The sequence below is a fragment of the Vibrio proteolyticus NBRC 13287 genome (genome assembly GCF_000467125.1).
GTDB classification, from domain to species: Bacteria; Pseudomonadota; Gammaproteobacteria; order Enterobacterales; family Vibrionaceae; genus Vibrio; species Vibrio proteolyticus.
In genome coordinates, this window is sequence record NZ_BATJ01000006.1 from 23714 (window position 1) to 36547 (window position 12834).

Genomic DNA, 12834 nt, shown 5'->3' on the forward strand with positions numbered 1-12834 from the left:
GAACGGAATGCGACAAAGAATTGGTGTAGAACAACTGAAATCGCCGTTGTCAGACGGTGAGATCGAGCAGGCATTAGCTGCGGTAGAAAAAGCCGTGTCAGAACTGGATAAACTGGATCCGGCATGGTTGTCGTTTTGCCGTGACAAATCGATTTTAGCGATCGAAAACCTCAGTTTCTTTCTCAGACAATGGCTACGCCTGCATCAGCAGGGATATCCCAGTACCGAAAACGACTATTTGAGAATCATCGAACGGCAGATGGGCGAGTTGAAGCAGGTTTATGTTGCCTTGTACAAGCTGGCGCCCGGATTGGTTTACGAGTTGCAACAACAAGCGCCAGAAGTGTTTGTCTGGTTGATGTTGTCAGCAGAATTTGGCCAGGAGAAAACCCATCTTCTGAGTGGACTAAGTACCAGCCAGGATATTTCGCGCGAAATGGCCTGCATGCTTGTGGTTCAGTCAAAACTGATGCATCTCGACTTGTATCTTGCGGGCTTGGTTGACGGCAAAACGAAACTGGCAAAAGACACGTTTGACTATTTACGCCTACGCCAGACATTGAGCGTGTCACTAAGTAAACGCTGGCTGAAAGAAGGAATGATCCCGGAGCGAACTGTGCATCCGGTATTGGCGACGTTTGACGTGGTGGACAGTATTGAATGGATGGAAGAGAATCTGTCTGGTGAGCAGAATTTATTTGAACGCTTGCTGGTTAAGCAAGATCGTAACACCTGGTTCCGCCAGTACTTCGGAATCCAGCCAGATGCACTGCCTTCCGAACAAGTGAATACGTTCGCTAAGTTACTCGAACTCAAAGAGTTTATGCAGTTTGATTTGTCTTCGCCTCACGCGCCATTCCATCTGGCGTTAACTGGTGATCCGGAGTGGGCATACAATGTGCTGGCGGCGTTACAGGATATGGACGAGGAAGACGGTGAGCGCTGGTTAGACTCTCTGCACGTTGTTTATGGAGAAAGCTTTCCACTCAATCCAACCGGACTTGGGGTTGACTACGAATGGCAAGATGCTCTTGAGATACTGGATGAATGGGTCAGCGACGGCCATCACCAACTTCATGTACCGGCTCGCCTTGGCTTTGCGCTTTCTTATGATTCGACGTTGGCAGCCCTGCAAACCGCGACCATACCGGAAACGTACCGAATCTGGCTATGGCGTCAACTGTGCTTGCATGCCCGGGTATACATCCCCTGGCACGCCACTATGCCTGAAATTCAGCAGGCATGGATCATCAGTAAACTGAAAGAGATACCATCGGCTTCCGAACGATTTAACCTAAGGAGTCATCATGCAACTGTGGGATATTGATGAGCATCCGGAACTGGAAGTTAAAGGTCGATTCCAACGCGACCATAACGGGCATGAGGTCTGGGTTCTGACGGCAAAGCGTCAGTGGCGCTGGATAGAAAAGCAGTGGATGGAAGAGCGCGCAGAACAAGTCTTCGATGATCCCGTTTATCTGGGGGAGGCGGGCTTTTCAGCGATGCAAGTGGACCATGATTTTCCCGTTTACAAACAAAACACCGATGTCGTCGTGTATGGGAAAGCACGCGCTTATGCGAAGCGACCAGTCACCTATATGGAATGTCGGCTGTTGGTAGATGGGCATATCGATAAAACGCTTGCGGTGCATGGTCTGCGTCATTGGGTCGAGCACGCTGGTAGTGTGACGATTGCCAAGCCGCAGCCATTTATTGAACGGGATATGGACTACTCGATGGCGCTCGGTGGTGATGAGCGCAACCGGATTGGTGGTGGTATTGCAGACAGCAATCGAGAGTTGCTGGAGCAGAATGTACCCAGCGTGTTTTATCCAAAAGAAGACTGGTCGGCTAATCCGGCGAAAGTGAAAGTGGCAGGCTTTGGCCCGGTTCCCCCGTTTTTTGCCCAGCGCTTTCGTTACGCCGGAACATTCGACCAACAGTGGGAAGAGGAGCGCAGACCGCTGTTACCACTCGATTTCGATGGTCGTTTTTTCCAGTCGGCACCCATTGACCAACAGTGTAAGGGGTACCTGCAAGGTGGAGAGCGAATGATGCTCAGTGGTTTTTCTCACGACGATACACTGTCGTTTCGTATTCCAGCCGAGCAATACCGTGCTCGTGTGATGTTCGGAGACGAACCTGTAGTGGCAGATATGCCGATTTATACGGTTTTTGTGGATACAGAGCAGCAAATCATTACTCTGGCTTACACGGCCGCGTTTCCTTGTCAGGGGCAAGAGCATTTACTGACGACATCACAAATTCTGGATAGTTTTGATACTGAGGAGACGGCATGAACAACCGACTGGGTCGTTACGTTTTAGCCGGCGACGTTATTACGCCATCTGGCATGAATCTGGATATTTCGCTTGCGGTGGCTCAGGCGGATTTGGCTCGTTTTAGTCAGCGTGTTGATAATGGCGGCTTAGATCGCTACACCTATGCTCGGGTTGATTTCTGGCTGGGTGAAACACTGCAAGACAAAGTACAGACAGCTGTGGCTACGTTACTGGATTCACTCTTAGGTAAGTTACCGAAATCACTCAAACCGATTCCACTGTTGCTATCACTGCCAGATAAAGTAGACGCGCAACCTTTGGTGGATTGGCTGGAGGAGAGTCAATATGACAAGTGGATCTCGCAGATCGACACTTCTTACAGTGGATCCGTCACTCTGCTCAATGAAGCCTTTGCTAAGCTTGACCATCACGACGCCTTGTTATGTGTTGCTGTTGACTCTTTGGTGGATGATCTAGACCAACTGATCGAATCCGGGGTCGTGATGGGGAATAAAAACCCCTGGGGTGTCATCCCGAGTGAAGGCGCAGCAGGTTTGGTGGTGACGAAGAAAAACATTGTCGACACGCTAAAGCTGAAACCCTTATCGCGTATTGGCTACACAGCGCGTGAGTCTGGGGTTTCTGATCGCCGAGGAATGATGAGGCTGACCCGCAAGGCAGCGAAAGCCTGCGATCACCTCGGCAGTATCTACAGCGACATGAGCAATGATCGAACCGATACCGAGGACTACGGATTTGCGATCGGTGCTCGGGCTGAGCAATTTACGAATCCGCAAAACCCGTTTTTAATCAATGAGCTGTGGGGAACACTCGGTAAGTGTTCTGCGTTGGCATTGATGGCGACGTTCAATCACGTTCACCGGTCGACAGCGCCGGCTTCGCTGATGTTGTTTGGCCGAGATGGTCAGCGTGCCATTATGCAGTTGGAGCTTTGTGCGTGATTGAGAACTTAGTGATAAAACGGTAAGTATATCATTACCTAAACTGGCATGAATATTCCGTTATTTATCTCTTTTGTGAATGTAATTTAACCCGTCAAAGCGAGTGTGTATTTTTAATTTAGGATAGTGAATATCACTAAATTGATAGATATAGCGTTCGTTTTATTTTGCAGCGTTGAAATAGACATTCCACACTAATTAATATGCCTCACTAATTATTATTTTAAGTTGGCTAAGAGAATAACGTGTCTGATCAGCAGGGATCAACCAACGGCTATATTAATCGTCTGGTTGTAAAAGCTATTGAAAAGAAAAAACATCATGAACAACATGTGGCAAACAAGAATAAGCCCAAGTTGGAGTATGTTCTATTCTCTCAATTCGACGTCCTCGATACCTTGCCGTCTAAAAACGGTAAAACAACGGTGTACCATCTGGCAAAGAAAAATGAACCAGAGAAACAGGTATGCTGCAAGGTTGTAAACGAGGAAGCGCCTGAACTTGCACGCGCAATGCTTATTGGCGAAGCCAGCCGCCTTGAGATATCCCAACACCCGAGTGTCGCGGAATTTATCAAGGTTGGTCATGAGTTTGACCGCCCTTATTTGATGTACGAGTGGATTACCGGTGAATCCTTAGCGGAGAAAATGACCCGCCATTCATCCAAAGGCTTTCGCCACGATCATATTGCCTGGCTGATTTATCAATTGGCTGGTGCGCTGGAGTACATGCACACTCGCGGTGTTTGCCACCTCGATATTAAACCGTCGAATGTGATTGTCGGTGAAGATGACAGTGTTCGTCTGATCGATTTTGGCGCCGCACGCTACACCGACGAAGCCGAAGGCCATGCGGAAGCCAGCTTGCAATATGCCTCACCTCTCTATCTTGAAAGCGGTGTTGCCAAGCCCCAGGATGACGTTTATTCCTTGGCTCTGTTAACCGGGCATCTGTTTTTGGGGGCCATTTACGGCAATGCCTGGTGCCAGCAACTGACTCAACGTAAGCGCCCGCGCTTAATTCCAAAACATGTCTGGTTGTTAATTAAAACGGTAATCAATAAGCCACGCGCTCACGGTTATACGGCCATTTCATTTGCACAAGATCTAGCGAAGATCGATGCAGATGCGTTGAAAGCTGACAATAGTGCGCCGATTTTTACTAACCTGAGAAACGCGGATCTGGTGCTCACCCAGCGCCGTGGCTCAGACAAATTCGCCTTTGGTCGTTTCAAATATCTGGAAGCCGCCATGGTTGCCAGTGTTGTCGCTGTCACGGGTACCTACTTATATGATGCTTCACAACCGGACTGGCAGCCAGTACTCAAGTCTGAGCTGGTCAGCCCGGAGAAAGTCGTGCGCACGATCAAACCCGCACAAACCGCCGCATTCCTTGCTCAACCGCCTTGGAAAATTGAGAACGCCCTGAGCGATTCTTCAAACGATCTGGTTACCATGGCGCCTTACCGTGAAGCTTATCATGTGCAACAAAAGAAGCTGTTGGAAGTGTACGAGGATTATAAAGCGACATTGTATGAGCAACGTGATGATGCCTCACAGTTACCAGGTTATCTAGGCGACATTCGTCGTGATCTGGTCAAACTGCGTGAAGAGCTGAACCAAGACGGTGCCTTGTTTCCACAGGCTGATCGTAAGTTAACGGATGTTATGTCCAAACTAAATACGGTGGCGCTGCAGTCCCAGACCTTGACGGACTTTCTTGGTAAGAAAGATGATCAGCTCGCCCAACAGGTATTGGATGGTAATGCCGAATACGTCGATCAGTACATCAAATACGCCTGGCAATCACATCAAGCTGAGGCGTATTACTACAGCCAGATTCTACCTAGCCTGATTCTTGACAAAGTGTATGCGTCGGTCGATGACAATGCCAAGAAGCATTATTACTCCAAAGCGATAGCTGAAGTTGAAGCTGCCCGTAAGTTCTTTGGTAATACTGCTCAGCTCAATGCCAAAGCTCGCGAGCTGCGCGTCGCCAGAAGTGAATTTATCCTATTTAGCACGGTGACAGAACAGAACATATATGAGCCTCAGAAACTGAACGCGGCATTAAACGATTTGGAACAAAGCGCGCCGAAGAAATTTGATGAAGTGAGTGAGTTGCTTAATCGTATGGCGTCACAAGCTATTCAACAAAGCCATCAGAAATCGAAGCCTGCTCGTGGGGCTTTAGCGATACAGCGTGCGTTGCTGGATTACAACGTAGATGGCAGGAGCTAAGCATGGAATTGATTGCAATCGATAGCTTGTTGGCTCCGATCAGCGATGCTTCGCCATGTGGTGATGATGCACGTTACGAGTTCAGCTATGAAATGATGGAGTCGGAAGTTAAGAAATTCGGCTCATTATTCGGGGAGACGGTCGACTGGAATATCGTTAAAACCAACGCTGTTGAAGTTCTCAGTCATCACAGTAAAGACCTTAAAGCGTTATGTTATCTGGTTCGTGCGCTGGTGGAAGAAGCCAATGTGGATGGGCTAGAACAGGGCCTGACCCTGTTAGCGCGTTCGATTGAAAGCTTTGGCACTGGTCTCTACCCAAGCCGTAAACGCGGTCGTGACGGTGCAGTAGAGTGGTTAAATCATCAGATCAAACTGAGCCAACCGACGCTCGAGCAAGAGGCGTTAAGCTGGGAGCAACTTTCTCGTTGTAATGATTTAACGGAAGAAGTGCAGCGTCATTACGATAACGTCTTCAGTGATTCAGAAGCGGACTTCTACGAAATCCGTACCTCGATCAATGCATTGATGCAACGTGCGGGCTCTGACGTGGCACCGCAAACGGCGCCCGTCGCAGAAGCGCCCGCCGTGACTCCCGTCGCTTCTGAACCGGAACGTGCACCAGAGACGGCACCGGTTAAAACGGCGCCTGTTGCGGCACCGACTCCACCTCCGGTCAAACCGCAGCGCAAAGAAGTGGACGTCGATACCGACTTCTCTTCACCGACGGCTTCAAAACGTACGTTAAAGAAAGTGGCCGAAACGATGTTGGCGGCTGAGCCGACTGTGCCGCTGTCTTATCGGATTCATCGCCACCTTACCTGGATGGACATTGATGAACTGCCGGATCATCAAAACAACGTCACGCCGTTGAGCCTGGCGGTATCTTCTGATCAACAGTCGGAATACCGGGACAAAGCTAAACAGGAGAGTGATATTGATACCGTTAAGCGACTTGAGCGCACCCTAACAGATGCGCCGTTCTGGTTGACGGGTCATTACATGGTGTTCCAGATGCTCGACAATCTGGAACTTCATGAGGCCGCTCAGGCGGTCAAACAAGAGACGCAAAAATTTGCTAAGTCTCTACCGGGCCTTGAAGCCCTTTCATTTAAAAATTCTGTTCCATTCGCTGATGAAGCGACGCTTGGTTGGTTGTCTACAAGCGATAGCATGTCTTCTGGTCAACAAGTGGTGATGCCAAGCATCATCATTGCAGAAGATGATTCATTGTCGATGGACGATGTCACCCTCGAGAATTTGGGGGAACGTGTGGCAGAGGTTGCTCGTCGTCTGGAGCTTGATAGCTCAGGACGAGGGCAATTTATGTTGCATTTACAAATGGTAAAAGCCTACCACGGCGTAGGATTATTTTCTCTTTGCCTGCCTTATCTGGAAAAGGTCTGGACAGTACGTGAGGAAATGGATCTTGCCAGCTGGGAACCACATTTGTCTTTGCAATTGGATTCTCTTACCGAGAGAACCCTCAAAGAGCTGTATCCATCTAAGGAGCAGTTACCTGCAAAATATCAAGAGTGGGAAACAATTTATAACTAGTAACACGATTAGATAAGGAACTAATTATGTCACGCGATGGCTCGGTAGCTCCTAAAGAGCGAATTAATATCCGTTATGTTCCAGCGACTGGTGATGCGCAAGAAGACGTAGAACTGCCGCTGAGTATGATGGTTGTTGGTGACTTTACTGCACGTGCAGATGAGACACCAATCGAAGAACGTACGCCTATCAACATCGACAAAGATAACTTCAACGAAGTTCTGGAAGGCTACTCGCCTAACGTGAAAGTAAACGTTGATAACCGTCTGAGTGATGAAGAAGGTGCCCAACTGGCAGTCGATCTGACTTTCAAAGACATGAAAGACTTTTCACCTGAAACTATTGCTAAGAACGTCCCAGAGCTGAACGGCTTGTTGGAACTGCGTGAAGCATTGGTTGCACTGAAAGGTCCACTAGGTAACGTTCCTGCGTTCCGTAAGAAGATTGCAGCAGTACTTCAGGACGAAGAAGCACGCAAGAAACTACTAGAAGAGCTGAGTCTTGGTGGAAACCAAGATGCGGATAAAGCAGAGTAAGAGGATATTATGACGGCAGAAGCTCAAGCTCCAGAACAAGAAGCAGCCCTTGCGGAATCAGGTTCACTTCTGGATAGCATTCTAAACGAAACGCGCCTTAAGCCTAGCGATGAAGGTTTTGATGTTGCTAAGCGCGGTGTTGAAGCGTTTATCGGCGAACTACTAAGCAACAGTGCATCTGAAAAAGTTGACCAGTCTCTGGTTGACCTGATGATTGCTGAAATCGATCAAAAATTGTCTACGCAAGTTGATGCAATCCTGCACAATGAAGAAGTTCAGGCAATCGAATCAACTTGGCGCGGTCTGAAGTATCTGGTGGATCACACTGACTTCCGCGAAAATATTCAGATCGAACTGATTTCTGCGAAGAAAGACGAAGTTCTGGACGATTTCGAAGACGCTCCAGAAGTGGTTAAGTCTGGTCTGTACAAGCAGATCTACACTCGTGAATACGGTCAATTCGGTGGTAAACCAGTTGGCGCGGTGATCTGTGATTACCAGCTTTCTGCTGCTACACCAGACATCAAACTGATGGAATACATGGCGAACGTAGGTGCGATGTCTCACGCTCCGTTCATCACGTCTGCTTCATCGAAGTTTTTCGGTCTGGACAGCTACGAAGAGCTGCCTAACCTGAAAGATCTGAAAGCGGTATTCGAAGGTCCTCAGTACGCTAAATGGCGTGGTCTGCGTGAACACGAAGATGCTCGTTACCTGGGCCTGTGTACTTCTCGTTTTATGCTACGTAATCCGTACTCAGTTGAAGACAACCCGATCAAGGCGTTTGACTACAACGAGATGGTGACTGACAACCACGACCACTTCCTGTGGGGTAACTCTGCGTACGCGATGGCGTCAAAGATCAGTGAATCGTTCGCGAAATACCGCTGGTGTCCGAACATCATCGGTCCTCAGAGCGGCGGTGCGGTATTTGACCTGCCAGTATACAACTACGAGTCAATGGGTCAGATCGAAACTAAGATCCCAACAGAGATCCTGGTTTCAGACCGTCGTGAGTTTGAACTGGCAGAAGAGGGTTTTGTTGCTCTGACCATGCGTAAGGGTTCAGACAACGCAGCGTTCTTCTCTGCGAACTCTATCCAGAAGCCAAAAGTGTTCCCGAACACGCCAGAAGGCAAACAGGCTGAAATGAACTACAAGCTGGGTACTCAGCTGCCATACATGTTCATTATCAACCGCCTGGCACACTACATCAAAGTTCTGCAACGTGAGCAGATCGGTTCTTGGAAAGAGCGTTCTGACCTGGAAATCGAACTGAACAAGTGGATCCGTCAGTATGTTTCTGATCAGGAAAACCCGCCAGCAGAAGTTCGTGGTCGTCGTCCACTGCGCGCTGCGAAAGTAGAAGTGTCTGATGTTGAAGGCGATCCAGGTTGGTACCGTGTATCAATGTCTGTACGTCCTCACTTCAAGTACATGGGCGCAAGCTTCGACCTGTCACTGGTTGGTAAGCTGGATCAAAACTAAGATCGTTTCATTATCAATAAGAAGCGGTCAGCGCAAGCTGGCCGCTCTTTTTCAGAGTTCAGTATGGAAAAAGGCTATCGTCTTCTGGAGCGTATCGAGCTCGGAGAACCGAAAAACTGCTACGAAAAGGTAGTATCACATCAACATTTGGTTGAATCCATTCATATACACCTCGCGGACTTACTGAATACACATGCGGGGAATGCAATGATAGACAATGACTACGGTCTGCCGGATTTCAACGATGTGCTGTCCACCAACACCAATCTGGTGCGCCATATTCAGCAGAATATCCGCACGACGATTGAAAAGTTCGAACCACGATTAAAAGGCATCGAAGTGTTTCACCGGGATGATTTTCACAACCCGTTGCAACTCAGCTTTGGCATCAGTGGTGAAGTGACGCACAACGGCGGCAAAGTGCCTATGTCTATCAATGTGTTCATGGGTGTCGACGGACAATTTAACGTTTAGTCTTAGGAGCAAGCTTTCGTGAGCAGCAGTAAATATTTTCAGGATGAGCTGACCTACCTGCGTGAAGCAGGCAGTGAGTTTGCCAAATACCATCCCAAGCTAACCAACTTCCTATCAGAAGGAACCTACGATCCAGATGTTGAGCGTCTGATGGAAGGCTTCGCGTTCCTGACCGGACGCATTCGGGAGAAAATCGACGATGAGCTACCGGAGCTGACGCAGTCGCTGATGACGCTGCTCTGGCCGCATTATATGCGCTCTGTGCCGTCGATGTGCATTACGGAACTGTCACCCCATGTCGGGAGCGTGACTGAGCGGACGGTGATTGCTCGTGGTGCTGAAATGGCCAGCGAGCAGGTTGAAAGCACGCAGTGCCTGTTCCGGTCGTGTTATGATGTCGACTTATACCCGGTCCGTCTGACCGGAATTGAGCAGGCGAATAGCCGGACCAGCTCAACTGTGGATGTGTCTCTGTCGACAGAGCATGGCCTGGAGCTGTCTCGTCTGAAAATGGACTCACTGCGCTTCCATTTGCACGGGGAAGTGCATATCACCCGTACGCTGTATCTCTGGCTGTTCCGGTATTTGGATTATGTTGAACTGGATGTCGGTGGTGGTTACAAGCATCGTCTGCGTGCAGATCAGATCAAGCCGGTTGGATTTGCTGAAAATGAAGCGATCTTGCCGTACAGCAAAAATTCCTTTTCTGGCTACCGGTTGCTGCAAGAATACTTCTCTCTGCCTGAAAAGTTCATGTTCTTTGATGTGACAGGTCTGGAATGGTTAAAAGGCATTCCTCAACGATCGACACTGAAGTTTTCTTTTGTATTTAAACGTGCGCTGCCATCGGAAGTTGTGCTGAAAGATAAGCACTTCAAACTGCACTGTACACCTACGGTCAATTTGTTCTCTATTGATGCGGATCCGATTCGCCTTGAGCATCGTCGCAACGAATACAAAGTGCGTCCACAGACCAACAGTCAGGAGCACTTCGAAGTTTATTCGATTGAAGAGGTTCAGAGCTGGAGTAAAAGTGAGCGTCGGCGCAAGAAACTGATCGAATTTGAATCGTTTGAGCATCAGATCAATCAGCGTGACAAGCGTGAGTTCTACAAAACTAAGGTGGGTGAGCGCATCAACGGCCGTGGTCTGGAGCGGTATATTTCGTTCCACACACACGACAGCGGCATCGCTGATCTGGGCACAGAAACCGTTCTCATGAAATTGGTGTGCAGCAACGCTGACCTCGCTGAGCGACTGTCAGTCGGGGACATCACATACACCACCCACAAGTCGCCAACCTATGCTACGTTTCGCAATATCACTAAACCGACCCAGTCGGTCAGCCCGCAGATCAACGGTGAATTACAGTGGCAGTTGATCGCTAATATGTCACTCAACTACTTGTCACTGGCCAATATCGATGTACTGAAAGTTCTGTTATCGACGTATGATTTTCATTCGCGTGTTGACCGTCAGGCTCACCGTGCGTCGATTCACCGTCTTGATGGGATACGCTCGTCGGAGATGGAGCCGATTGATCGTGTATTCCGTGGTGTTGCTGTGCGTGGTACTCAGTTTAATCTGATAGTGAACTCCAGCTACTTTGTGAACGAAGGTGACATGTTTCTGCTGGCCAGCGTGTTGAATGAGTTTATCCGTCTCTATTCGAGTCTCAACTCGTTCACGGAGCTGGAAGTCTTTGACGAGAAAACCGGTGAAGTCTACCACTGGCCTAGTCTCCCTGGTAAACAGACAGTGTTATGATCAATCAGATTTCAGATAAAGCTTACGAGTTCAGCTTTTTCCAGGCTGTATCGCTACTGGAAAAACACTATAAATCTGACAGCAGTGTCGACTTTAGCGGAGTCGGTGAAAACAAGTACTTTCATCAGGAACGCATTCGCTTTAGCGTGTCTGCCAGCTTGGCTTTTCCCAAGAGTGATATGGACTTTGTCACTCATATGGATATGGCTGGCGAAGCGTATACCCGGGTCGAGGTCAACTTTCTAGGTCTCCACGGCTCTAGCTCACCTCTGCCGTCCTCGTACACGGAAAAGCTGGCAGGCAGGGAAGAAGAAGATAACCCGGTTAAGCAGTTTTTTGACTTCTTTCATAACCGCTATGTCTCGATGGTTTATCGGGTATGGAAAAAGTACCGTTACCACATTCAGTATGAGAGTGGCGCTCAGGATCCGTTTTCCAGCCGTATGCTGCATTTACTTGGCCTGTCCAGTGTCATGCAGGAAGCAGAAGCGGCGGATTTGGACAGAGCGAAGCTGTTGTCCTATGTTAACCAGTTATCCACCCGGACCCGTTCCCCTAAACTGATTTCGGGTATTGTTGCGCACTATTTCTCACTGCCTAATGTGTACATTGAGGAGTGGGTGTTCCGCCGGATCGAGATACACCCTAGCCAGCGCAATCAGCTTAATCAGATGAATTGTCAGCTCGGACAGGACTTTCACTTGGGGCAGAGCATGCCGGACCTGGTGGGTAAATTTAATCTGTGTATCGACGAAATTGATTTCTCCACCTATCAGGCGTTTTTGCCAGGTAAGACGCAGCATGAGACGCTGGTGGGCCTGATTCGCTTCATCTTAAGAGACCCGATGGCTTGGGATTTAAAAATGCGAGTTAAGTTAGATACCGTGCCTCAGAACAGTCTTGGTCAGGGGGAAGGCAATGTGCTCGGACAGACGGCGTGGCTGGGTATTCCAACGGAAGATGATACTCAAATCCGGCTTATCGGTAGTGTATAACAGACGAAAAAAAACCGCCGTTTCCGGCGGTTTTTTATTATCGGCTTACAGGTTGGTGTAGTACGACCGTGGTATGCAATGACTTGATGCCATTAAAGGATTCAATCTCATTCGCCAGGTAGTGGATCGACTGGAGATCGGGAGCCTCAATTAGCGCAATAATATCGTAGGTGCCACCTACGATACTGGTCGAACGAACCTCAGGAAGCTCTTTGAGAGCTTCCGTAACGTCATTTTTCTTACCCTTTTCACATGATATCAGCAGGTAGCTGGCTGCCTTACGTCCTTCGTTTTCTACGCGGATTTGAGCAGTGTACCCTTTGATGATCCCTGTTTTTTCCAAGCGGTTAATGCGCTCTGCGACGGCAGTGCGCGATAAACCGATGTTTCTGGACAAATTAGCAATGGACTCTCGACCGTTTGACAAAAGGTTAGACAAAATCTTACGGTCCAGCTTATCCAAGCCTTGTAGATTCATATTTGACATTATAATCCTGCCTTTGCGTTGCTTTTATTGTTATGTGTTTATTTATA

11 protein-coding genes are annotated in these 12834 nt (G+C 48.6%); 10 read left to right on the forward strand and 1 reads right to left on the reverse strand.

Annotated elements, in window-relative coordinates:
• Positions 1-7 precede the first annotated feature (7 nt).
• From VPR01S_RS08825 to tssG, 10 genes are all read left to right on the forward strand, one after another.
• On the forward strand, positions 8-1327 hold the full coding sequence (locus VPR01S_RS08825; RefSeq protein ID WP_021704971.1) for a hypothetical protein: 1320 nt from the start codon (positions 8-10) through the stop codon (positions 1325-1327).
• Positions 1308-2300, forward strand: a complete 993-nt coding sequence (locus tag VPR01S_RS08830; protein WP_021704972.1) for a DUF2169 family type VI secretion system accessory protein — start codon at positions 1308-1310, stop codon at positions 2298-2300. The genes VPR01S_RS08825 and VPR01S_RS08830 overlap by 20 nt, the downstream gene beginning before the upstream one ends.
• Positions 2297-3244, forward strand: coding sequence for a hypothetical protein (locus tag VPR01S_RS08835; protein ID WP_021704973.1), 948 nt, complete (start codon positions 2297-2299; stop codon positions 3242-3244). Before VPR01S_RS08830 ends, VPR01S_RS08835 begins: the two co-directional genes overlap by 4 nt.
• A 245-nt stretch (positions 3245-3489) precedes the next feature.
• Positions 3490-5484, forward strand: a complete 1995-nt coding sequence (locus VPR01S_RS08840) for a serine/threonine protein kinase (protein ID WP_021704974.1) — start codon at positions 3490-3492, stop codon at positions 5482-5484.
• 2 nt (positions 5485-5486) lie between these two features.
• A complete protein-coding gene (tssA, locus tag VPR01S_RS08845; protein ID WP_021704975.1) occupies positions 5487-7040 on the forward strand; it encodes a type VI secretion system protein TssA in 1554 nt (517 codons plus the stop codon).
• A gap of 26 nt (positions 7041-7066) precedes the next feature.
• Complete coding sequence (gene tssB, locus VPR01S_RS08850) at positions 7067-7576, forward strand: type VI secretion system contractile sheath small subunit (RefSeq protein WP_021704976.1); 510 nt, start codon at positions 7067-7069, stop codon at positions 7574-7576.
• A gap of 9 nt (positions 7577-7585) precedes the next feature.
• Positions 7586-9064, forward strand: a complete 1479-nt coding sequence (tssC, locus tag VPR01S_RS08855; protein WP_021704977.1) for a type VI secretion system contractile sheath large subunit — start codon at positions 7586-7588, stop codon at positions 9062-9064.
• Between the two features lie 63 nt (positions 9065-9127).
• Positions 9128-9538: a type VI secretion system baseplate subunit TssE gene (gene tssE, locus VPR01S_RS08860; protein ID WP_021704978.1), complete on the forward strand. Its 411-nt coding sequence runs from the start codon at positions 9128-9130 to the stop codon at positions 9536-9538.
• 18 nt (positions 9539-9556) lie between these two features.
• Complete coding sequence (gene tssF / locus VPR01S_RS08865) at positions 9557-11305, forward strand: type VI secretion system baseplate subunit TssF (protein WP_021704979.1); 1749 nt, start codon at positions 9557-9559, stop codon at positions 11303-11305.
• The gene (tssG, locus tag VPR01S_RS08870) at positions 11302-12300 is read left to right on the forward strand and encodes a type VI secretion system baseplate subunit TssG (RefSeq protein ID WP_021704980.1); all 999 of its coding nucleotides are present in this window, start codon (positions 11302-11304) and stop codon (positions 12298-12300) included. The genes tssF and tssG overlap by 4 nt, the downstream gene beginning before the upstream one ends.
• A gap of 37 nt (positions 12301-12337) precedes the next feature.
• On the opposite strand, the gene VPR01S_RS08875 is transcribed toward tssG, so the two are convergent.
• Entirely contained in the window at positions 12338-12790 is a 453-nt protein-coding gene (locus VPR01S_RS08875) for an Lrp/AsnC family transcriptional regulator (protein WP_040902487.1), read from the reverse strand.
• Positions 12791-12834: the final 44 nt, after the last annotated feature.